3 protein-coding genes are annotated in these 25800 nt (G+C 62.5%); all 3 read right to left on the reverse strand.

Features of this window, described 5'->3' with window-relative positions:
• Nucleotides 1–32: 32 nt before the first annotated feature.
• Nucleotides 33–24041, reverse strand: a complete 24009-nt coding sequence (locus ACFWEM_RS26200) for a non-ribosomal peptide synthase/polyketide synthase (RefSeq protein WP_378538657.1) — start codon at nucleotides 24039–24041, stop codon at nucleotides 33–35.
• Nucleotides 24042–24251: 210 nt separating this feature from the next.
• Nucleotides 24252–25325, reverse strand: a complete 1074-nt coding sequence (locus tag ACFWEM_RS26205) for a cation diffusion facilitator family transporter (protein ID WP_378538661.1) — start codon at nucleotides 25323–25325, stop codon at nucleotides 24252–24254.
• Nucleotides 25322–25744: an ArsR/SmtB family transcription factor gene (locus ACFWEM_RS26210; protein ID WP_378538663.1), complete on the reverse strand. Its 423-nt coding sequence runs from the start codon at nucleotides 25742–25744 to the stop codon at nucleotides 25322–25324. The genes ACFWEM_RS26205 and ACFWEM_RS26210 overlap by 4 nt, the downstream gene beginning before the upstream one ends.
• Nucleotides 25745–25800: the final 56 nt, after the last annotated feature.

Below are 25800 nucleotides of genomic sequence, written 5' to 3' on the forward strand. Positions count from 1 at the left end.
CGGACGGTGCCCTGCTGGCAAGCCCGAGCGACTCAGGACATCCCGCGAATCCTCTCCAAGCTGTGCGCGATCAACGGACCAACGGTCTCGAGCGCAGCGGGTGAGGTGATGTCCCAGTGAGTGCACTCGACGGGATGATTCACGATATCCCCGCTCACGTACGCACGCCATGAATCGGCTCCACGGTTCAGCCACGGATCATCCAGCGCTGCAGTGAAGTACAGCACGTCACCATCGAAGATCCCTGGCTGACTGGTCTTCATCAACGTGTCGTTGTGCTGGGCCGCAAAGACAAGCCTGCCGACGTTTTCCGCAGTCAGTTCACCCATGGCTTGCGCGAACTCGAGTCCCAAATCCGAGACGTCTTCTGCGTCCGAATCTTCAGTGCCTTCAGTGCCTTCAGTGTCTTCACTGTCTTCAGCGGCAGGGGCGAAGCTGTCCAGCATCACCAACGAATCGACCGACTCGCCCGCTGCCTGCAATTGCACCGCCATCGAATGTGCGATCACTCCACCCAGCGACCAACCGGCGAGGTGGTAGGGGCCTTCACGCTGGATTCGCCGCACCTCCTCGAGATACCTGGCAGCGGTGAGTTCGATGGACTCCGGCAACGGGTCCGCGGACGAAACTGCCGGAGTTTGGATTCCGTACATCGGAGTTGCCGAATCGATATACGGCGCCAAGCCGGCGTAACTCCAGGCCAGGCCGATGATCGGATGGACGAAGAACATGGGCGGCCGTTCACCGGTGGTTCGAATCGGGAAGACTACGTCCAGCGCACCGGCAGTGTCTTGTCGGGAATCGATACGCATCGCAATCGACGCCGGAGTCGGCTCGGTCATCAACCACTGCAGCGGTATCTCGCGGGCGAGGGATGCCCGCAGCTTTGTCACCACCCGAATCGCCGACAGTGAGTTGCCACCGAGTTCGAAAAAGTTGTCGTCGGCGCCGATGTCAGCGATTTCGAGAACCTCAGAGAAGGCCCTGGCCACAGCGATTTCCGAAAGTGTGCTCGGTTCCCGATACACGATCTTCGACGCAAAATCAGGAGTCGGCAATGCCTTCTCGTCGACCTTCCCTGTCGGTGTTGTCGGCACCTTGTCGATGAAGACGACGGCACTCGGGATCATGTGACGCGGCAAGAACTCGGATACGAATGCGATGACGTGGCCCGCCTCCGGCGCAGTTCCCGGCGCCGGCACGACGTACGCCACCAGCGCAGTGTCCCCGGACGGTGTCCGCCTGCCGAGGGCCATGGCCACATCGACGTCCGGGTGGGCGTGCAGTGCCGCATCTATCTCACCGAGTTCGATGCGGTGACCACGAATCTTGACCTGACTGTCGGTCCTGCCCCGATACTCGATGGTGAGTTCGGGTGTCCACGCTGCGATGTCACCCGTTCGATACATACGATCCCCCGGCTGCCCATGCGGGTTGGGAACAAATCGGGTCGCCGTGAGCACGGGCTGATCGTGGTATCCCCGGGCGAGAGCCGGCCCCGACACGTACAGCTCACCCGGTGTCCCGATCGGCACCGGTAGCAGTCGAGCGTCGAGGATCACCGTGCCGAAACCGCGTACGGGCGATCCGATCGTGACCGGCTTCCCCGCGACAAGATCACCGACGGTGGAGATGTCGGTGGCCTCGGTTGGTCCGTACCCGTTGAGCATGGTTCGACCAGGCTGCCAACGATTGACCAGTTCGGCGGAAACCGCTTCACCGCCGACACCGAGAACTCGAAGCTCCTCGAGCCCTTCCGGTTCCATCGACGTCAACATCGCCGGAGTGATCAGTGCGTGGGTGACCTCGCGGTCGATCATGAACCGCGACAACTCGTCGCCGCCGATAATGGAGGGTGGTGTGACGACCAGAGTCGCGGCCGCGGAGAGCGCCGACATCATTTCACCCACCGACATGTCGAAGCTCGGCGAGGTGTTGTGCAGGAATCGTGAGTGCGAGTCGACGCGATAGTGCTCACGGCGTTCGGCTGCAAGGTTCGCGAGACCACCGTGGGTGACTACGACTCCCTTCGGCTTCCCCGTCGAACCCGAGGTGTAGATCATGTATGCCGGATTGTCGAGTCGTGCGGGTGTGTCGAGAGGGCTCACCGGGGCTGCCGCCAGTTCTTCGGCGATGTCCTCGAGAATCAGCCATTCGACGTCGTCGGGCAGGAACCGACGATGCTCGGCAATCGTCACACCGAGCTTTGCCCGAGAGTCTCCGAGGACGTGCTCGATGCGCTCGGCCGGATAGCTCGGGTCGACCGGCAGATACGCGGCACCGGTCTTGGCCACTGCCCAGACTGCGAGCACAGACTCGAGTGATCGCGGAAGAGCGAGAGCCACAAATGTTTCCGGCGAGACTTCTCGTTCCAAGAGAACGTGAGCCATACGGGTCGAGAGTTCGTCGGCTTCTGCGTAGGTGACGGCGCGGTCATTCCACAGGAAGGCGATCCCCGTCGGATTCGACGAGACCGCAGCAAAAATCAGCTCGGAAAGCGTCGCCGGATGCGCCGCCGCCAGGCCTCGTACCGGCACCAGCAGGTTCTGCTCGTCACGATTCAGAATGTCGACATGACCGAGAACTCTGGCAGGGTCTTCGGTTAGTTGCTCGAGCAGCATGACGAATCGCTCGGCAAACAATGCAACCGTGGACCGGTCGAACAGATCGGTTGCGTAGGTCAGCGATCCACTCACCGTCACCGGCGCGGTGTCTGAGCCTTCGGATTCCGCGGTCTCGAACAGCGTCAAGGCAAGATCGAATTGAGCTGGAGTGACGTCGAATTCGAGAGCCGACACACGAAGGTCAGGAAGCTCGAAGACAGCGTCCTCGATGTACTCGTAGGCCAGCGCAACTTGGAACAGCGGTGTGTGAGCCTGTGAGCGAACAGGTTTGAGAACATCGACAAGCCTCTCGAAGGGCACATCGACGTGGCCGAATGCGCTCAGATCTCGGTCACGCACCTGATCCAGCAACGCCGAGAACGTCAGTGCGGAGTCGACATCTGTTCGCAGAACGACTGTGCCGACAAACATTCCGATCAAATCCTCGACAGCGGCCTCACCTCGTCCGGACACCGGTGTGCCGACGACGATGTCGGTGCTCGCCGACAATCTCGCCAGCAGCGCCGCATACACCGCGTGGATCACCATGAACACACTTGCGTGATGGAGATCGGCGATCTCACGTACGCGATCCATGACTTCGGGCGCGATGTCGAAGCGAACCATCGCACCGTTCTGGGTGGCCACCGCCGGGCGTGGTCGATCGGTCGGCAATTCCAGTACGTCCGGGATCCCGTCCAACGTTGTTTTCCAGTAGTCGATTTGAGTCGATGCGATGCTGTTCGGGTCCGCCTCGTCACCGAGGAGCGCCCGCTGCCACAGCGCAAAGTCGGCATACTGGATCTCCAGCGGCGCCCAGAAGGGCGGCTGGCCGGTGAGCCGCGCCGAGTAGGCAACCATCACGTCCCGAGCCAACGGCGCCATGGACACACCGTCCGCACTGATGTGATGGACCGACATCACGAGCACATGCTCGAATTCTTCGACTCGGAACAGCTTCATCCGAATCGGGACCGAGGCTGTGACGTCGAAGCCTTCGGAAAGGACGCCGAGTATGCGCGTATCGAGATTGCCTCGGTCGACATCGATCGGGCTCAGATCGAACTCGACGTTTTCGGGAGGCAGGATGACCTGGACGGGGCCGTCGCCGTTGTCGGGGAACATCGTACGCAGCGACTCGTGGCGTGCCAGGACGTCGCCCACCGCACCACGAAGTGCAGGGACATCGACGGCACCTGAGAGTCGGATAGCCAACGGAATGTTGTAGGCCGCAGACGCGACGTCGTATTGATTGAGGAACCACATCCGATTCTGCGCGAGCGAGAGTGGAATCTGTTCCGGGCGTGCGTGCGCAAGGAGGGCGAGCCGATCGGCACGCTCTGCATTATCGAGTGCCGCAGCAAGTTCCACCACGGATGGATGATCGAACAACGCGCGAAGCGGTAACGCGCTACCGGCGTGTTGATTGATGCGGCTGATGAGTCTGGTCGCATTCAGCGAATTACCACCCAACACGAAGAAATCATCATCCAACCCAACCCTCGACCCACACCCCAACACCACCGCAAACGCAGCAGCCACCACACGCTCCGAACCAGAAACCGGCGCCCGAAACACCCGCGAACCAAAAACAGGCTCCGGCAACGCCTTCCGATCCAACTTCCCCGCACTCGACAACGGGAACTCATCAACGACAACCACCACATCCGGAACCATGTACGACGGAAGCACCAACCCCACCGCAGCCCGCGCCCCCACCGAATCCACAGAACTACCCGCATCGGCCGAGGACCCAGCCGTCACATACCCGACCAGACGACTCCCCCCATGCACCACCACCACAGCACCCGAAACACCCGGCAACCCAGCCAACGCCGACTCGATCTCACCGAGCTCGATCCGCACCCCACGAATCTTCACCTGAAAATCCGTCCGACCCAAATACACCAACGACCCAGCAGCACTCCACAACGCACGATCACCCGTGCGATACATCCGAGCACCCACCACAAACGGATTCGCCACAAACCGATCCGACGTCAAATCCGGACGCCGATGATAACCACGCGCCAACTGCGCACCATCGAGATACAACTCACCCGCAACACCCACCGGCACCGGACGCAACCGCGAATCCAACACATACCCACGCGTATTCCACACCGGCGTCCCGATCGGCACCACCCCAGACACCGAACCCACAATCCGATGCGCCGTCGTCGTAATCGCCGCCTCCGTCGGACCATACGTGTTATGCACCGCAGCCGACGTCAACGAACCCAACGCCACCGCAAGCTCCGGCGACAACTCCTCACCACCGGCAAACAAATGCCGCAACGACCCCAACGCACCACCAAAACCATCAGCCACCAACGCCGCAAGCACCGACGGAACGAACTCCGCCACCGAAATCGCATGCTCGACCATCACACCCGCAAGATAATCCAACTCACGATGCCCACCCGGCCGCGTCACCACCAACCGCGCACCCACCGTCAACGGCAAAAACGACTCCCACACCGACACATCGAACGTGAACGGAGCACGCGCCATCACCCGATCATCCGCACCAACCCCATACTCCCCCGCCAACCACGCCAACTGATTGACAATCGCCCCATGACTGACCGACACACCCTTCGGCCGACCCGTCGACCCCGACGTGAACATCACATACGCCGCATTACCCGACCGCAACGGCGCCACCCGATCACCATCGGAAACCGGACCACCCGACAACCCACCCACATCAAGACCATCAAGAACAACAACATCCACACCCGCCGGCAACACACCCACAAACGCAGAAACAGTCAACACCAACCGCGGCGCAGCCGACTCAACCACAAACCCGATCCGCTCCACCGGCAACTCCGGATCAATCGGCACATACGCACCACCCGCAGCAACAACCGCATGCATCGCCACGATCATCTCCACCGAACGCTCCACCGCAAGCCCCACCAAAACATCCGGACCCACACCACGCCCGATCAACCACCGCGCCAACCGATTCACCCGCACACCGAACTCGGCATACGTCAACACCACATCACCGAACACCACAGCAACACGACCCGACGACACCTCAACCGCAGCCGCCACCAAACCCGCCAACGTCACATCGTCAACACAACGATCCGTCTCATTCACACCCCCCAACACCAACCCACGCTCAACCACAGACTCCACGGCAAACAGTTCCACTCGCCGATCCGGTTCTGCGACAGCGGTAGTCAAAACCGACTCGAACGCGAACATGAGACGTGAGGCAGTGGATTCCTCGAACAGATCCGTGGCGTACGTCAGCGCAACGACGAGCCCGGAAGGTCGACCGTCGTTGTCGAACTGTTCGGCCGCAACAAAATCGAGGTCGAACTGAGTGCTGACCACCGCAGGTTCGATGCTCTCGATGTGCAACCCGTTGAGAGTCAACTGTGAATCGAGATGGTTCTGTAGTGCGAGGCCGACCTGGAAGAGCGGTGAATACGACTGCGAACGAAGCGGATCGAGTGCCTCCACCAAGCGCTCGAACGGAACGTCACTGTGGGCAAAAGCCTGCAGATCGGCGTCGCGGACTCGGGAGAGCAAGTCGGTGAACTGCTCACCTGGGTCGACAGTGGTGCGCAACACGACGGTCCCCACGAACATGCCGACCAGGTCGTCGAGCACGCGTTCTCCGCGGCCGGCCGTCGGCGTCCCGACGGCAAAGTCGAGATCGCCGGTGAACCGCGACAGTACAACAGCCAGAGCCGCATGCAACACCATGAACGGCGTAGCGCGGTGCTGCCTGGCCAGTTCGGAAATCGCTTGTTGCAGTGCAGGTTCGAGACGAGCGTTCAGAACCGCTCCACGACCGGAAGCCACCGCGGGGCGGGGGCGATCCAACGGGAGTTCGAGGACGGACGGCAATCCGTCGAGTGTGTCCGACCAGAACGCGAGTTGTCGCGAGATCAGCGAGGTCGACGATTCTTCCGAACCCAACGTCTCGAGCTGCCACAACGCGTAATCCGCATACTGCACCTCCAGCGGCGCCCACGACGGCACCGCACCCCTGGACCGCGCCTCGTACGCCACCATCACATCACGCGTCAACGGCCCCATCGAGAAACCGTCACCCGCAATGTGATGCACCGTCATCGCCAGAACGAACTCGAACTCCGCCAACTGCACCAGCGACGCTCGAACCGGAATCTCGGATGTGAGGTCGAACGACACACCCAGTACACCGGCCAGCACGTCGTGGAGCGAATCCTTCTCCACCGCAATGATGTCGAGAACGTCGAGAGCGTCAGGTGCTTCGACAACCTCCTGGTATCCCGTCCCGTCATGCTCCGGGTACACGGTTCTCAAGACCTCGTGACGAGCGACCACGTCGGCGATACTTGCGCGCAACGCCTCGACATCCAACGGACCGGCGAATCGAAGAACCACCGGGATGTTGTACGCCGACGAATCGGGATCGAAGCGGTTGAGGAACCACATACGAGTCTGCGCTGGAGAGAGCGGAATCCTTGTCGGCCTCGGCTGTGAGCGCAGCGCGGGTCGGCGCGAAAGCTCGGCGGTTTCCACCACGGCTGCCAACTCTGCGACGGTGGGCGACTCGAAGACCACACGCACCGGCAAGTCGGTGCCTGCGACGGCGTTGATCCGCCCGAGCAACCGAGTTGCACTGAGCGAATTGCCGCCGCGTTCGAAGAAGTCGTCGTCGACACCCACTTCGTCGGTCTTTCCGTCACCGAGGACCTCGGCAAAAGCGGCAGCTACCGACAGTTCGGCCGGTGTGGTCGGTGCGCGGAAACGACGTGCCTCGAAAACAGGCTCCGGGAGCGCATGTCGATCTACCTTGCCCGTACTCCCCAGCGGCAGGGCGTCGAGTGTCATCAGGACTGTCGGCACCATGTAGCCGGGCAGGGCGGCGCGCAGTCTGGTCAGGATGGTCGACTTCTCGACGGCCGAGCCCGCGGCCGCAGTGACGTAACCGATCAGGTGTTGTTCGCCGGTGTCAGATGTCGTGACTGTGACTACCGCATCCTGAATCGAGGGGTCGGCACGAAGCGCTGTTTCGATCTCACCGAGTTCGATGCGGAAGCCTCGGACCTTGACCTGGAAGTCTGCACGCTCGAGGTATTCGAGACTGCCCGAGGCATTCCACCGAACCAGATCGCCGGTTCGATAGAGGCGCTCACCCGATCCGTTCGGATCGGCGACGAAACGGGTCGCGTTCTGCCCCGGATCCCCGATGTACCCGCGGGCCAGCTGAACTCCCGCGAGATAGAGCTCACCTGCAACACCGACCGGAACCGGGTGAAGGCGGTCGTCGAGTACATGCAGTCTCGTGTTCCACGCGGGAGTTCCGATCGGAACGGTTGCCACGTCGACATCGCTCGTTCGGTGTGCCGTGACACTGACCGCAGCCTCCGTGGGGCCGTACAGGTTGTAGACCTGCGCCGAACTCTGATCTCGCACATGCTTGGCGGTCTGTACCGGCAGGGTCTCACCGATGCACAGAATCCGAGTGAGAGAACTCGGCAGCCGACGCTCGGATGCACTGAGCAGTGACAACATCGAGGGAACGGCATGCAGCGTCGTCACCTGCTCGCGCTCCATCAGCAACGTGAGGTAGTCACCGTCCTGCTGTGCTCCTGGCTCGGCGAGAATCAGGCAGGCACCGGTTTGCAACGCCCACCAGTACTCCCAGACGGACAGATCGAAGGTGGCTGCGGTTTTGACGAGCACACGGTCATCGGCATCGAGAGGGAACTGATCCTGCTTCCACAAGAGTTGATTGGTGATCGCTCGATGGGAGATCGCTACGCCCTTGGGCTTTCCGGTGGATCCGGAGGTGTAAATCGCATACGCGATGTTGTCCGGGCTCAGGCCCGCGAGGCGTTCCGAGTCCCGAATCGGCGATCCGTCGATACCGTCCAGCCCGAGAGTATCGATGTTCACGACGTGGTACTGCCCGCCCAGCGAATCGTGAGAAGTGTTCAGAACAACTGCGGGCGCTGCGGATTCGAGGATGTGAGCCGTGCGTTCTGCCGGCTGATCCGGGTCGAGCGGAACGTAGGCCCCGCCTGCCTTCACCACCGCGTACATGGCAACGACCAGTTCGACGGAGCGCCGAAGATTGAGCGCGACAGTCACTTCCGGACCGACACCGATTCCGATCAAATACCGCGCCAGGCGGTTGCATTCGGCATCGAACTCGGCATAGGTCAGACGACGGTCACCGAGAACCAGTGCTTCGGCGCTCGGTGTTCTGCGTACCTGGGCGTCGAACAGATCCGCGAGGGTCGTCTCCGGAACGACGGCGTCGGTGTTGTTCCACGTGTCGACGGTGGCCGCGACCTCTTCGTCGCCGAGCAGAGCGATGTCGCCCACCGGAACGCCCGGGTCACGCCCGATCGAATCGAGAACGCGCAGCAGCCGGTTGGCGAATGTCGCCACCGTGGATTGGTCGAACAGATCTGTTGCATAGGTGAACGACGCCGACATCGAACCCGAGTCCCCAGGGGTGACGGTCAGGTGGAGGTCGAACTTCGCCGTCTCGACTGGGGCGCCAACTGCCGCGATCTGCAGTCCGGGTAGTGCAAACATTGTCGGCGTGAGGTTCTGGAAGGACAGTGCCACCTGGAACAACGGATGGCGGGCTGTCGATCTGACCGGATCGATGATCTCGACGAGCCGCTCGAACGGCAGGTCCGCGTGTGCGAAGGCGGCGAGATCCTGATCGCGGGTGTGGTTCAGAAGTTCCGTGAACGGCGCAGCCGTGTTCACCTGGGTTCGAAGCGCCAAGGTGTTCACGAACATCCCCACTAGTGCGTCGAACGACTCGTGTCCTCGTCCCGCGATGGGCGAACCGATGGTGATGTCGGCGCTGTCTCCCAGCCTTGCGAGAAGTACGGCGAATGCGGCGTGGACGACCATGAACAGGCTCGAGCCTGATCCGACGGCAAGATCACGCAGTCGATCGGCGGTGTCCGAGCCGATCGTGAAGTGAATCTCCTTGCCGCGATAGCTCTGACGGGGCGGACGCTGCCGGTCCGTCGGCAGATTCAGCAGGTCCGGAATTCCGGCGAGCGTGGACGTCCAGAACTGAATTTGCGCCTGAGCATCACCCGAGGGTTCGGATTCGGTCCCGAGCAGATCGTGTTGCCAGAGAGCGTAATCCGCGTACTGCACGGGCAGCGGCGCCCACTGCGGCGCGTCACCCCGAGAACGCGAGGCGTAGGCACCCATGACGTCGGTGGCCAGGGGTCCGAGTGACGATCCGTCGGATGCGATGTGATGCATCACGACGGCGAGAACATGCTCGGTCTCCGAGATTCGATACAGAGCCGTCCGCAGTGGTACGGCAGTCGTCACGTCGAATCCGGTGCCGGCAAGAGCGAAAAGCCGTTCCAACGCTTCGGCTTCGGTGACGTCCTCCGGTATCAGATCGAGATCCACCGAAGGCGTTGTCAGGATCTCCTGACGGGGTCCGTCCGCGGTATCGGGATAGTAGGTGCGCAGGGACTCGTGGCGTTCGACGACGTCGAGAAGCGCGAGCGCCAATGCCGGCGCGTCCAGGGTTCCGCTCAGACGAAGCGCGAGCGGTAGGTTGTCCGTGGCTGCCGCGGTGTCGAATCGATTGAGGAACCACATCCGAGTCTGCGCCGGCGAGAGCGGAATACGTTCGGGTCGCGGTCGCGCTTCCAATCGAGGCTGATCATCGCGTTCTGCCGAGTCCGCCAGCAGAGCGAGTTCTGCGACAGTGGGAGCCTCGAACAGCGCTCGAACGCCGAGTTTGATCCCGAACGAGGTGTTGACGCGGGCAATCGCCCGAGTGGCACTGAGCGAATTTCCACCCAGCTCGAAGAAACTGTCTTCTGCTCCGACGGCGTCGGTTCCGAGAACGTCGGCAAAAGCGCTGGCGACACGAATCTCTGCATGTGTGGTCGGCGTCCGGAACGTCGCCGAGGCGATGAACTCCGGAGCGGGAAGTGCTGCGCGATCGAGCTTCCCGGCCGGAGTCAGGGGTAGCGATTCCAGCACGATGACAGCGGTGGGCACCGTGGCACCGGGCAGGATCGCTGCGACGGCGTCGAGGATGGACTCTGCCGACACCGCGTCCGCGACGATCACGTATCCGACGAGTTGATCGCCGAGAGTGTCGTGACGATGAACGGCGGCAGCGGCGGCACTCACTCCACGGACGGAGGCGAGCGCTGATTCGATCTCCCCCAGTTCGATGCGGAGTCCGCGAAGCTGAACCTGGGCGTCGGATCGTCCGATGTACGCCAGTTCGCCCTGGTCGGTCCAGGTGACCATGTCGCCGGTCCGGTACATCCGCGCGCCTGGTGCACCGAAGGGGTTCGCAACGAAGCGTTCTGCGGTCAGCCCCTCGCGTCGGTGGTACCCGCGTGCCAAGCCGGGGCCCGACAGATACAGCTCGCCCCTGACCCCGACGGGTACGGGTCCGAGGGCGGAATCGAGGACCAGAACGTGGGCACCTTCGAGCGGAGTACCAATCGTGACGGTCGAGAGTGAACGGTCATGGTGTTGCACACCGTCACCCACCGGAGCCGTGGTACCGAGAAGCGCCCCGGTCTTGGTGATGACGATGGTGCTCTCGGTCGGCCCGTAGCTGTTGAAGAGTCGTGTCTTGCTGTGAAAGCGACCGAGCAGCTGTGCTGGGAAGACGTCGCCACCGAGCACGACGGTTTCGAGGTCGGAGAGCGTTCCAGCCTCGACGGTGGTCATAGCCGCCGGCGCTGTCACCACGTGGGTGACGCGGTGACGGCGGATGACGTCGGTGAGTTCGTCGCCGGCGATGACCGATGGCGGTGTGATCACCATCGTCGCACCGGCGGTGAACGCGAGGATCATCTCGAACATGGAGGCGTCGAAGCTCGACGACGAGAGTCGCAGAACCCGTGAGTGTCGAGATGCCGCCAGATCGGTGCGGGTCCGAGCGGAGAACACAGACAGTCCTCGGTGGGTGACAGCGACGCCCTTGGGCAGACCGGTCGAGCCTGACGTGTAGATCAGGTAGGCAACATGATCCGTGTGTAGCGTGCGGATCCGATCGGCATCGGTGACCTGCGCCGCGGAGTAGCGATCAAGGTCGAGGTCGTCGATCTCGATCGTGTCGATACCGCTCGGAAGTGTTGGTGCTGTCTCCGAGTCGGTGACGACGACCAGCGCGGCGGAGTCTCGAAGCATGTGAGCGATGCGCTCGTCGGGGTACGTCGGATCCACTGGAACGTAGGTTGCGCCGCTCTTGGCAACGGCCCACAGCGCGAGAAGGGATTCGGCCGACCGCGCAAGAGAGACAGCAACGGCTGTTTCGGGGCCGGCGCCGCGCTCGATGAGGATCCGCGCCAGCTGGGAGGACCGCGAATCCAGTTCGCTGTAGGTCATCTCACCGCACGACTCGGAGACGATTGCCACATCTGCGGATTCCGAGTGTGTGGTCAACAGATCCGCGAGAGTGAGGATCGGCGTGGCTGCCGGACCGAATACGGAAGTCAGTCTGGTGTATTCGTCCTCGTCCAGTAGGTCGATATCCGCGATTGTCGTTTCGGGGGCCGCGACAATCTGCGCGAGAATCCGTCGGAACCGGTGTGCAAATCCGTCCACGGACGCGCCGGTGAAGAGATCTGTGGCATACGTCCAGGTGAGATTCATCGAATCAGCGTGCTCGACCATCGTGATCTGGATGTCGAACTTTGCCGGAACGACTGCGGTGTCCACAGCTTCGATCTCGAGACCGGGCAGTGCGAACGCAGCGGTTCCCTCCTGCTCCTGAGAAAGCGCCACCTGAAAGATCGGCGCGTGGGCCTGGGATCGAGCGGGCTGCAGTATGTCGATCAGCCGCTCGAAAGGTAGGTCCGCGTTTTCGAATGCGGCGAGGTCGGTGGCTCGCACCTGCGCCAACAGATCCAGGAACGACGACGCCGGCGTGAGACGGCTACGCAGGGCCACCGTGCCGACGAACATTCCGACCACGTCGTCGAGCGCCGGTTCGCCGCGTCCGGAAATCGGTGTCCCGATCACCACGTCATCGGTCGCGCCGAGGTTGGACAGAAGTACCGCGAGGGCGGCATGGAGCACCATGAAGGTTGTGGCGCCGTGTGTGCGGCCCACCTGCTGGAGCGCACTGACCATCTCGGGCGTCAACGCCAATTCGGTGCTCGCTCCGCGCAGCGACGCAAGCGCTGGGCGCGGGAAGTCGGTGGGCAGTTCGAGAAGTTCCGGCGCTCCGGCCAACTGGTCACGCCAGTACTCGGCCTGCGCGGAAGCAACACTGGTCCGGTCACTTTCCGAACCGAGGACCTGGTGCTGCCAGAGGCTGTAGTCGGGATACTGAACAACCAACGGGGCCAGTGACGGCTCGGTGCCCGAACGCCGTGCCGAGTAGGCGAGAACAAGATCCCGGGCGAGCGGCGCCACTGAGGCACCGTCCGCGGCGATGTGGTGAACCACGGCGACCAGGATGTGCTCGTCCGCCGAGAGTTCGAACAGGTTTACCCGCAACGGAATTGCTCGGGTGACGTCGAAGCCCTCACGCACAACGTCGACAATCCGCTCGTCAACCTGTTCGGGAGAAACTACCGTGTGCTGGAAGGGTACGTCTACGGCTCCGAGAATGGACTGGTACGGCCCAGCGGTATCTTCGGGAAAGATGGTTCGCAGGGACTCGTGACGAAGAACGATGTCCGACAATGCTTCTCTCAGAGCCGAGGAATCGAGCTGCCCTCGCAGACGAAGGACGAGCGGGATGTTGTACGCAGGTGACCCTGGATCGTATCGATTGAGAATCCACATACTCGATTGCGCCGGCGAGAGCGGGATACGCTCTGGCCGAGGCCCGGCCGTCAGAGCGGGCCGGGTACCACTCTGAGCACCGTCGACTGCCGCGGCGAGGGCCGCGACCGTCCTGGCGTCGAAGAGGACCCGAACCGGGAGGGAAACTGAAAGTTCGGTGCCGATCCGTCCCATCACTCGGGTAGCACTGAGAGAGTTTCCACCGATGTCGAAGAAGTCGTCCACCACGCTCACCCTGTCGACGGCCAGAACGTCACCGAAGATCCGGCTGATCACCGTCTCCGTCTTCGTGATCGGTGCGACGAACGCATTCCGGCGCACCGTCGGCGCCGGCAGTGCGCGGTAGTCGACTTTGCCTGCCGGCGTCAGCGGGATTTCCTCGAGAACGATCACCGAGGCGGGAACCATGTGTGCAGGAAGTCGGCCGGAGACGAAGGTGCGTACCTCCTCCGGATCCAGATGCTCACCGACCACGTACGAGGTCAGCCCGACGGTGTCGTCTGCAGTCGTCACCGCAGTTCGCACTCCCGCGTGGGCGGCGAGCACCGCGTCGATCTCTCCGAGTTCGATGCGGAATCCACGAATCTTGACCTGTGAATCGCTGCGGCCGAGATACTCGAGTTCCGTTCCACGTCGTCGCACGAGGTCGCCCGTGCGATACATCCGCAGCCCCGAACGCGAGGGATCGGCAACGAACCGAGCAGCCGTCAGGTCGCCGCGGTGGTGGTAACCGCGGGCAAGTCCACGCCCGCTCAGATACAGCTCTCCTGTCACACCGTCCGGAACGGGACGAAGGCGAGAGTCGAGAACATGTGCGACGGTACCGGGAACGGGAGTACCGATGGTGATCCGATCAGTCGCCGACAGGGGCCCAGCGAGGGTTGCCATGACGGTGGACTCGGTGGGACCGTACGCGTTGAACATCTTTCGCGTCGGCGCCCACACCGCGACCAACGCGGCGTCGCAGGCTTCACCGCCGACGATCACGACACCGAGATCGGGAACATCCGACGGTTCGACCGTGGCCAGAGCTGCCGGGGTCACAAACGCGTGGGTGATCTTCGACGCCTGCATGAGATCTGCAAGCTCACTGCCACCGTAGATGCCGGTGGGGACAACAAGCATTGCGGCACCAGCACCGACAGCCATGGCCAATTCGAGAACCGAAGCGTCGAAGCTGGGCGAAGCGAAATGCATCGTGCGACTGTGGTTGTCGAGTTCGTATCGCTGAATCTGTTCGTCGACCAACGCCGCCAGCCCCGCATGCGAGACGGCGACGCCCTTGGGGGTGCCGGTCGATCCCGACGTGTAGATGACGTACGCAGTGTGATCCATCCGAATCGGTGACGTGCGATCGGAATCGAGAATTCCAGCGTCGCTGACGTCGGCGCGATCCAACGACTCAGCCGCTTCTTCCGTCAGCGTCAGGGCCGCGCCCGAATCGGTGAGCATGTGGTCGATCCGCTCGGCCGGATAGCTCGGGTCGACGGGTACAAAAGCGGCTCCGGTCTTGGCGACGGCCCAGGTCGCGAGGACGGACGTCGCTGATCGCGGAATGGCGATCGCCACTACAGATTCGGGGCCGATTCCTTGCGCGAGGAGTGCCCGCGCCCACCGATTGGTTCGCCGGTCGACGTCGTCGTACGAGAGTTCGAAGTCGCCGTACAGCATGGCCGAACCGCCGTTCGACTTGGTAACCCCGGCGGCAAGAATCTCGGGCAGCGTCAGTTCCGTCAGCGCGACCGTAGAGGCAGCTCCCTGACGTTCGATCTCTGGCATCGTCCGCAGATCGAGGTCGCCGACCACTGATTCAGGTTCGACGACAACCGTGTCGAGAATGGCGGCAAACCGAGCCGCGAGCTCGCGCACAGTCCGCTCTTCGAAGATGTCGACGGCATAGGTCCACGTCGCGGTCGCCGATCCGTCCGGGCCTGGCGACGAAACATCCAGTTGAAGATCGAATTTCGAGATCGGCGTGTCCAGCTCAACCTGCGAGACGACAAGGCCCGGAAGCTGCACGGATGGAGTCGGAAGATCGCCGGTCGCGAGTACCACCTGGAAGAATGGGTGATGCGCCGTCGAGCGAGGTGGGTCGAGTACCTCCACCAGACGCTCGAAGGGAATGTCGGCGTGGGCAAATGCCGAGAGGTCTGCGTTGCGGGTCGTCTCGAGCAAAACACGGAAGGATGCAGCCGGATCCACCTGTGTCCGAAGAACCACGGTCCCGACGAACATGCCGACGAGGTTGTCGATGGCCTGATCCCCACGTCCGCTGACCGGGGTGCCGATCGCGATGTCGGTCTCCCCCGCCATTCGCGACAGCAACACCGACAGGGCAGTGTGCAACACCATGAACGGTGTTGACCGCGTGCGACGAGCCAGAGATTCGACAGAGCTGTACGTCTGCGCGGAAATGACCGATGACACCGTCGCACCTCGATAGGACGCGACCGCGGGATGCGGCCGATCCGTCGGGAAATCGAGGCGGGTCGACATGTTCGCCAATGCACCGCGCCAGTAGTCGATCTGGCGCGATGCCTCCGAATCCGGATCGTCCTCGGCGCCGAGAGAATCGATCTTCCAGAGCGTGTAGTCCGCGTAGTGGACGCTCAACGGCGACCATTGTGGTGCAATGCCCGCGAGCCTTGATGAGTACGCCGCCATCACGTCCGCGGCCAGTGGCTGCATCGACCATCCGTCGCCACCGATGTGGTGGACGACAAGAACAAGAATGTGCTCCGACGCAGCAGTCCGCAGGAGCGCGACCCGTAGGGGGACTTCAGCGGTGACGTCGAACCCGGCGCCGACCAATTCCCCGATCGCCGCAACAGGGTCGCTGACATCAACCGGTTCGAGCACCACCGGCACATGCGCGAGAATGTGCTGGTACGGCCCGCTCGAAGAATCCGGGTAGAGAGTGCGCAGCACCTCGTGCCGGTCGACGACGTCACTGATCGCCTGGCGCAGAACATCGATGTTCACGTCGCCGGCCAACGAGAGCGCTGCCGCGATGTTGTATGCACCGGAATCCGGATCGAATCGGTTGAGGAACCACATTCTCTGCTGAGCCGGCGAGAGCGGAATCCGTTCCGGTCGCGGGCGCGGGCCGAGACCGGGCAATCCGGGTCGGTCGCCGCCTGCGACCAATTCAGCCAGCGCACCGACCGTCGGAGCATCGAACAGTTCTCGAACCCCCAGCGAGGATCCCAGCGTCGCATTGATTCTCGCCACGACCCGCGTAGCTGTGAGCGAGTTGCCACCGAGCGCAAAGTAATCGGCGGTCACGCCGATGTTGTCCACTCCGAGCAGCTCGGAAAAGATTGCGGCGATCGTCTTTTCGGATTCGGTGGACGGAGCAACATAGTCGCCCAGCGCCACATCCGGTTCCGGCAGTGCTCGCCTGTCGAGTTTTCCGTTGGGGCCGAGTGGCATCGAATCCAGGAACACGAAGACGGAAGGAACCATGTAGGCGGGCAGCTTCGCCTGCGAATGACCGGCGAGAAGCGCTATGTCGGTCGCCGAATCAGCCGTGATGTAGGCGACGAGGCGTTCCTCACGTACGACGGTGACGGCGGAGAGAACTCCCGAGAGTTCCAACAGGACAGCGTCGATTTCGGCGAGCTCCAAGCGCTGTCCGCGAAGCTTCACCTGAAAGTCGGTACGGCCCAGATACTCGATCTCGCCGATGGGATTCCACTTGACCAGGTCGCCGGTCCGGTACAAGCGCCCGGAACCGAAAGGGTTGGCCACAAAGCGATCTGCTGTCAGATCAGGACGGTCGACATAGCCACGAGCGAGCTGCACTCCCGCGAGATACAGCTCTCCCGGAACGCCGATCGGGCTGGGCGCCAGGCGGCGATCCAGCACGTAGGTCCGCGTGTTCCAGACCGGAGCGCCGATCGGCACCGGGCCTGCCGCGGCGGAGTCCGTCTCGTGGAACGTCACGTCCACGGCAGCTTCGGTGGGACCGTAAAGATTGTGCAGACGTGCACCGATTCGCTCGTGGAAACGAACGACCGTCGCACGCGAAAGTGCCTCGCCGCTGGCGAACACCTGACGAACGGAGTGAAGCTGCTCGAGGTCTCCGTCGACGAGGAAGACGTCGAGCATCGACGGGACGAAGTGCAAGGTGGTGACACCTTCGCGAGCGATCAGCTCGGACAGATACCGAGCATCGCGGTGTCCGTCGGGTTCGGCCACGACCAGTCTCGAACCGGTGACGAACGGCCAGAACAACTCCCACACCGAGACGTCGAAGGTGGCCGGTGTCTTGTGCAGCACGACATCGCGCGGCGCGAGCGGGTATTGATGTTGCATCCACAGCAGACGATTGACTATCGCACGGTGCGATACTGCAACGCCCTTGGGCTTCCCGGTGGACCCGGACGTGAAGATCACGTAGGCGATGTGATCCGGAGATACGCTGCCGAGGCGCTCGACGTCTTGGATCTGCCCGGTGGAGTACCGCGAGAGATCGATCTCGTCGAGGAGCACCGGCTCGATCCCCGCAGGCAGAGAAGCCGCATCCTCTCTCGTCGAAAGGACTACCGACGGTGCTCCGATGTCGAGCACGTGCCGGATCCGCTCGCCGGGATGCTTCGGATCGATCGGAAGATAGGCTCCGCCGGCTGCGATGACGGCGTGGACCGCGACCACGTAGTGCGCACTCCGTTGCAGGGCGATCGCGACCAGAGACTCGGGTCCGACCCCACAGTCGACGAGGTGACGAGCGAGGGCGTTGACCTGCGAACGGAATTCGCGGTGGCTGACTGTCGTGTCTCCGAACGTCAGTGCACCATCAGACATCTCGACGACGCCAGCGTCAGTGAAGAGTAGATCGAGCAGCGTAGCGTCAACCAGGGTGTGGGACGTGTCGTTCCACTCGTCGAGTACGAGCCGACGCTCGGCATCGTCGAGATAGTCGATGTCCCGGATGCGGATACTCTCGTCGGTCATCGCAGCGAGAATCAACGCGAGGCGTCGGCCCAGACGCTGGGTGGAGTCGTGGTCCATCACATCGGGTGCGTACTCGATGGTGAGACGAAGGCTCGGTTCGAGGACGGTGACCAGCGCGAGCGGGTAGTGAGTCGCATCTGCGACCTCGATGCCCGTGACACGCATCCCTGCGATATCCGTCGCGGATTCGAGCGCCGAACGGTCCACGGGATACGACTCGAACACCGTCAACGTGTCGAACATGGCGCCGGCACCCACCGCCGACTGCACCTCGGCAAGGCCGACGTGATGGCTGTCGAGCAACCGAACCTGCTCGGACTGAACTTGTTCGAGCAGTTCGGATACCGAATCATCCAGGTTCACTCGAACTCGAACCGGAACAGTGTTGATGAACAACCCGAGAATGTCCTCGACCCCGGTCAGCGACGCGGGTCGACCGGACACGGTGGCGCCGAACACGACGTCGTCGCGCCCGAGCATTCCGCCCAGCAGCAGGCCCCATGCAGTCTGGACGACGGTGTTGACCGTGACCCCGGTGCGCCTTGCCAACGCGACGATCGCCTCGGTCGACGAGGCTTCCAGCGGAACGTCGACGTCCACGGGAACTGCGTGCACGGAGGACTCTGCGCGCTGTGGTGCAATCACCGTCGGTTCGTCTGCCCCCGACAGCGCGCCGATCCACCTTTCCACTGCCTCGCCGTTGTCCTGTTCGGCAAGCCAGTCCAGATAGGTGCGGTACGAGCGAGCGGGAACCGACAGCGATGTGTCGGCGGCGTAGAGCGAAAGCAGGTCGCGCACCAACAACGGCATGGACCAACCGTCGAAGAGAATGTGGTGATTGGTGACGATCAGGTGCGCGGAGTCCACACTCTCGCGAACCAGAACTGCACGAAGCAGCGGGGGCGCGCTCAGATCGAACGGCGTTGTGCGCTCGAGTTCCGCGACGGCGTGCGGATCACCGCCGAGCACCTCCCGCCATGGAGTCGTCACGGAATCGAGAACGAGCTGTGCTGCAACGCCGTTCGAGTCGTACACGAAGGCGGTCCGAAGTGCGGCGTGGCGCTCGAACAATCTCGCGAGCGACCGGTGAAGTCGTTCGCTGTCGACGATCCCGCCCAGGGAAAGAACGATCTGCCCGGTGTAAACATCGACGGTATCGGCGGTGAGGCTGGCGTGAAACTGGAATCCCGCTTGCAGCGGCGACAGCGACCAGATGTCCTCCAGGTAGCCGAACTGCTTCTCCCACAGTTCTATTTCGTCCTGTGACGCTGAGACCAGGGGAACGTCGGACGGAGTGAGACCGGCATGATCTCCGACGGAGGCGACAATCTTCTCCAGTTCGACGCGCCACGCCCGCGCAAGCTCCTCGACTGCACCGAGTTCGAAGATGCCTTCAGGGAAAGCAAATGTCGCCGAAAGGAACTCGCCTTGAGGTCCGTCCATGACGACGGCATTGATATCGATGGCGTGGCTGACCGCGAGATCGCTTCCACTGCCGTTGTTGAGATCGATTCCGGCATCGGGAATCCAGCCGGCAGCCCTCAGTTCGTCGCTGAACTCGGCGGTGGACATCTTGCCCAGATAGTTGAAGCCGATCTGCGACTCCGGACCGGTCAGCAACCCTGCGCGTCGGAGCAGCCCGTAACCGATCCCGGATCCCGGTGTGGCTCGCAGCTGTTCCTTGACGGATTTCACGACCGCAACTGCGTCCGCTCCGAGTCCCGTGAGATCCATGCGGACCGGGTACGCCGCCGTGAACCAGCCGACGGTCCGGGACAGGTCCGAGCCGGGCAGCACGTCTTCGTCTCGTCCGTGGCTTTCGAGCGAAACGAGCACTCGCTGCGATCCGCTCCAGGTGCGAAATGCCAGGGCCAGTGCGCTGAGTAATCCGTCGTTGACACCGGCCCGATAGTGCGACGGTACCGAGCGCAACAGGTGATCCGTCGTGTCATGGTCGATGTCGACCCGCACGCGACGGAGGGACGATCCCCGGTCTCGGTCCGAATCGAGAGTTCGTGAACCGATGGGTGACACATCGGCGGCGACGATCTCGCGCCAATATTCGAGCTCCGCCGACGGTGCCACGTCGGTGAGTCCGTGCGACCAGCGGCGCAGCGAAGTCCCGACCGGCATCAATTCCGGAGTGGCACCGTGAATGATCTGTAGCCACACAGCGGCGAAGTCGGGAAGCAGAATCCGCCAGGAGACACCGTCGACGACAAGGTGGTGGATGACGATGACCAATCGGCCCGAATCGTGCGCCGAATCGAGCCAGACGATCTGCGCAGTAACGCCGCGGTACGGATCGAGCCGCGAGGCAGCGTCCGTGGCCGCCGCGGTGAGAGCTTCCTCGAACTCCGAGGTACCGGGTTGCGCTTCGGTGACCGTTCGCCGAACCCACGTGTCGACGACACAACTGGGGGCGATGTCGAATCCGGAGTTGTCGGGCAGCAAGCGCGCGCGAAGAGCGTCATGTCGATCGACAACCACTTGAAGAGTCGCGGCGAGGCGCGAGAGATCAAGTCCGGCAGGAATACTGACCGACACTGCCTGATAGAAGGCATCGATGCTGCCCGCCATGCTCAATATCTTGGTTGCGATCGGGGTAAGGGGAACAAACCCCACTCCCCCACCTGGCAGTTCCTCGAGTACAACGGATTCATCTGCCGGGAGCGCAATTTCGGCCAATCGAGCCACCGTCTTGCGTTCGAACACATCGCGCGGCGTGAAGACGACTCCGGCAGCTTTTGCGCGTGAGACGAGTGAGATCGCAACGATGCTGTCTCCGCCCAGCGCGAAGAACGAATCGTCGACACCGACTCGCTCGACGCCGAGGACAGACGCAGCGGCATCGGCGATGATGCGCTCAACCGGGCCGCTCGGCGCCCGGTAGTGCTGAGCCTCCGAACGAAGGTCAGGCTCCGGTAGTGCTCGGCGATCGACCTTTCCAGCCGGGGTCAGTGGTACTTCGGCAAGCGGTACCAGCTGGGAGGGAACCATGTGAGCGGGCAGGAATCGAGAGGCGTGCGCGGTCAGAGCCTCTTCGTCGAGGCTGTAACCCGGCTTGATCTTCACGTACGAGTACACGGTGCCGCGGGCCAGCGTCACGACGAAATCGACGGATTCATGTTGTGCAAGTACTGCGTCGATCTCACCGAGTTCGATCCGAAGTCCGTTGACCTGCACCTGAAAATCAGAGCGGCCGACATACTCGAGGGTGAGCTCCCTGCTCCAGCGCACTACGTCACCGGTACGGTACAACCGGGTTCCACCACCGAGGGGATCGGCGACAAAACTCGCAGCGGTCAGCGCCGAACGTGCGTGGTATCCCTGAGCCAATCCGGGGCCACCGAGATACAGTTCACCGGCCACCCCGACGGGCACGGGTCGCAACCAGCGGTCCAGAACCATCAGATGTGCGCCCTGAATGGGTGAACCGATCGTGATTGCTTCATCCGACGACAGCGGAGGCGTCGTGGTGATGACGATGGTCGACTCGGTAGGGCCGTAGCTGTTGTAGAACCGGCAGATCGGGCCGAAGCGCCGAACCAGATCCGGCGGGCACACGTCGCCACCGACAACCACCGCTTCGAGATCCGGCAGACCTGTGGCGTCCACGGTGCTCAAAATTGCCGGTGCACTGATGATGTGGGTGACGCGCTCGCTGCGCAGCAGTTCGGTCAGTTCGTCGCCGCCGTAGACATCGGCCGGAGCGATGACCATCGTCGCCCCGGCACTGAACGCCTGGATCATCTCGAAGACGGACGCGTCGAAACTCGCCGAGGAGAATCGCAGAACGCGCGAATGCACGCCGACCCCGAGTTCGGGACGACCCCAGGCAGTGAAATCGACCAACGCATTGTGCGTGACGGCAACACCTTTCGGCGTACCGGTGGAACCGGACGTGTAGATCAGATACGCGGTGTGATCACTTCGCAGAGGCGCCGTGCGGGCGGCATCGTCGACAACGGACTCGTCCCCGACATAGCTGAAACCGTCGATCGAGATCCAGTCCAGATCACCGGGCAGCGCCTGACGGACAGTCGAATCAGTGAGTCCCACAACGGCATTACTGTCGCTCACCATGTGAGCGATTCGTTCGATCGGGTACGTCGGATCAACCGGAACACACGCGGCGCCGGTCTTGGCAATGGACCACCACGCTATGACGGCATCGATCGATCGGGGTAGCGCGATCGCCACACCGTCACTGGGGCCGACTCCGCGTCGGACGAGTATTCGAGCAAGGACATTGGAACGTCGATCGAGTTCGCGGTAGGTGAGTTGCTCAGTACCGCAGCGCAGTGCGATCCCCTCCGGCGACGCCGTGACACCGCGCGCGAGAATCGAGGGCAGTGTCATCGGCTTCAACGCTGCCGATCCGCGTGCCGGGACGAGCGACATCCGCTCTGCTTCGCTCAGGATCTCGAGATCGAGAACGCGAGTGCCTGGCAGCGTTTGGTTGTACCGAGTCAGCAGGTCGACGTATCGGCGAACATGCACGCCCAGGTCATCCGCGTCGTACAGATGGGGATTGGCTTCGAAATCGATTCGCGGTGCCTCGCCCGAAGCACTCGGATAGATGTTGACCGACAGGTCTTCCACCGGACCCGTCGACAGCACGTGGAATCGACCGGTCAGCGACCCAAGAACCACTTCGGGGTGAAAGTTCATGATGTTGATCGCGGGACCGAAGAATCCACGCTCGGCGCCGACGCCTCGATCACGTCTCATGTCTTCGGTGCGATATCGCTGATGCCTGAGCGCACCGGTCAGTTCCAGCTGGACTGCCGCGCTCAGTTCGGCAACCGTGGTCGTCGCAGTCACCGAGACTCGCAGCGGAACGACATTGGAGATCATTCCACCCGAACCACGAAGAACCTTGTTCGTTCGCGCGGTCACCGGCAAACTCAGGACGACGTCTTCGGTGCCGGTCACCCGGGCGAAGTAGAGCGCGAAGGCAGCCACCGCTGCCGCGGAAGAGAATCCGTCCGCGCTCACCACCGCACTCGCGCCGTCAAGTCGTCGGCCGACCACGACCGCACCCGCCGTGGCGTCCATTCGCCTGCCGGCCAGGCTCCCCACTTCGGGAAGCTCTGCCGTCTTGGCTGCCCAGTAATCTCGATCCCTGACGAATCGCGGCGAGCGCTGATACTCGGCCTCGGTCGCGTACACGGCACCCAGATCATGCGCCGAGGATTCTCGGACCTCGAGGCCGGCGACATCGGCTGAGTACAACTCGGCGATGCGCGTCATGAAGTTCATGGCACCGTAGCCGTCGAGGACCAGGTGGTGGATTCGGCAGTACCAGAAGTGGCGGTTTACGCCCACGCGCAGGACGGCAGACTTCACCAATCGGTCGGTCAGAAGATCAAAGGGGCGGGTGTACTCGTTCCGCATCCACTCGTGTGCAGCAGTTTCCGGCTCGAGCTCACCGCGCAGATCGACGACCTCGACACTCTGGCTGAGCTCGGGATCGATCTGCTGAAAAGGTTCGCCGTCCACCTCGAGCAGTTTCAGCATTCCGGAGCCGGACTCGTGCGCTGCTGTGACGCAGGCCTTTTCGAGCACCGTCGCGTCGAGGGACCCGTCGACGACGACGTACTGCGCGATCGTGATCGGCACATCACTGCTCAGTAGCTGGGCAAACCAGATTCCGCGTTGCGCGCTGGTCAGCGGAAAGGGCTCGAAACGTCGATCAGCATGCACAGCGTCGTTCTCTCATCTGCCGAAAAAAGTACCGACGGCCTGCGTCGATTGCTGTGGTCTTGCGGCGCGAAATGACCGAACCGGCTGCCACTCGACACAGTCCGCCGATTGATCAAAGATAGGGTTGCATAACCTACTCAGTCCGTCAAATGGCAGCGCGAGGTTCCCGAGAAATTCCGCAAAGGATTCCGCGAGGTTTGTTTTTGCTGTTCAGGCCTGCGATCCGCGCGCCGCCTCGAGATTCGGCGAATCATGCCCCGGATAGGCGTGAACAAGGGCAGTCGCGAGCTTGGGCACCGCGTGGGTGAGCGAATGCTCGGCGCTATGCGCGATCGCGTGGGCTTCGGCAAGGGTTGCCCGGGGATCGATGTCGAGTTCTGCATCGGCATGCAATCGGTGTCCGATCCACCGCATCTTCAAATCACGTACGCCGAGAACCCCGGGCTCGCGCTGTAGCGCAAGTTCGGCATCGTCCAACAACTCCGGTTCGACACCGTCCATCAGTCGCCGGAAGACGTCTCGTGCCGCGGTCCGCAGCACGGCCACGATCGCCACTGTGATGACAAGACCGATGATCGGATCTGCCAACGGGAACCCCAGAGCGACTCCCCCAGCTCCCAGAAGGACTGCGAGCGAGGTGAATCCATCTGTCCGGGCGTGCAGTCCATCAGCGACCAATGCAGCTGAGCCGATCTGCCTTCCGACTCGGATCCGATACAACGCCACGAGTTCATTGCCGATGAAACCGATCAACCCTGCCGCCGCTACCCAACCGAGATGCTCGATCTCTACCGGATTGATCAATCTTCGTACCGCCTCCACACCGGCAATCACCGCCGACAGCGCGATCATCGCAAGCACGAACAATCCGGCCAGGTCCTCTGCACGCCCGAAACCGTAGGTATAGCGCCTGGTCGCAGCTCGCCGACCGAGTGCAAACGCAATCCAGAGTGGAACTGCCGTGAGCGCATCGGAGAAGTTGTGAATCGTGTCCGCCAGCAGGGCCACCGAACCCGAAATTGCCACGATTGCAACCTGAGCCACCGCGGTGACACCGAGAGCGACAAGACTGATCTTGACCGCCCGGATGCCGATCTCACTCGATTCCAGTGCATCGTCGACGCTGTCCGCGGCGTCATGACTGTGCGGAGAGAACACTTCCCTGACTGCCGATCGAAATCCCTTCGGCCCGTAACCGTGCCCATGACTGTGACCGTGTCCATGACCGTGACCGTGACCGTGACCGTGACCATGACCATGGGATGTTCTGGGCTCGTGCGTCATGACGCACCTTCTTCTCGATCGGTCCGCTCGGCCTTCGCGGAGCGCTCCGGGTGAATCTCCCGAAGCTCACCCTCACTACGGTGATGGCCCGGCAACCCAGGTCCGGCATGCTCGGCATTGAACACCGCATCCGTAACCAGTTGGCGCACATGGTCGTTCTCGAGACGATAGAACACTGTCGTACCGTCGCGGCGCGTTCGGACCAACCTCGCCATGCGCAGCTTTGCCAGGTGCTGCGACACCGAAGGCGCCGGCTTGCCGACGCGCTCTGCCAGTTCGTTCACCGAGCACTCTCGGTCGACCAATGCCCACAACACCTGCACACGGGTCGCGTCGGCCAGCATGCGGAAAACCTCCACCACGAGGTCGACTTGATCATCGGGAAGTTTTCGGCGACAAACACCACTATCTGCGTTCATACGTAGATAGTAGATCATCAGAGGCTCGAAGATGACCTCTCCTCGATTCACCAGTT

Source organism: Rhodococcus sp. NPDC060176, from assembly GCF_042728675.1.
In the GTDB taxonomy this organism is placed as follows: domain Bacteria; phylum Actinomycetota; class Actinomycetes; order Mycobacteriales; family Mycobacteriaceae; genus Rhodococcus_F.

Excerpts from the sequence above, each read along its gene's own strand:
- ACFWEM_RS26205 (WP_378538661.1), bottom strand. The coding sequence starts at position 25,325 with ATGACGCACGAGCCCAGAACATCCCATGGTCATGGTCACGGTCACGGT.
- ACFWEM_RS26210 (WP_378538663.1), bottom strand. The coding sequence starts at position 25,744 with ATGAACGCAGATAGTGGTGTTTGTCGCCGAAAACTTCCCGATGATCAA.